The organism is Nocardioides oceani, assembly GCF_030412965.1.
GTDB classification, from domain to species: domain Bacteria; phylum Actinomycetota; class Actinomycetes; order Propionibacteriales; family Nocardioidaceae; genus Nocardioides; species Nocardioides oceani.
Genome location: NZ_JAUHJQ010000357.1, coordinates 1 through 202, shown reverse-complemented (window position 1 = coordinate 202; position 202 = coordinate 1). Strand labels below are relative to the sequence as shown.

The 202-nt window shown below is 76.2% G+C and carries 1 protein-coding gene; it reads left to right on the top strand.

The features are described from left to right. On the top strand, positions 1-202 hold a 202-nt coding region (locus tag QWY28_RS24895), incomplete at both ends, for a hypothetical protein (RefSeq protein ID WP_439117287.1).

Here is a 202-nt window from a genome sequence, read left to right as displayed (position 1 = left end):
GCGCTGGCTGGCCAAGGTCACCCCGCACGACCCCGAGCTCGTCGCCTGCTACCGCAAGCGCCTGGACACCGTCGCCGCCAACGGCGTCGCCCTCAGCTTGGTCGGCCCCGGCGCCCGGGCCGACTACGACCGGATGCACGACGCCCTGGCGGAGTACGCCTCCGGCGAGCTCACCCCTGCCCGCGAGCGCGCCGTCCGCTCC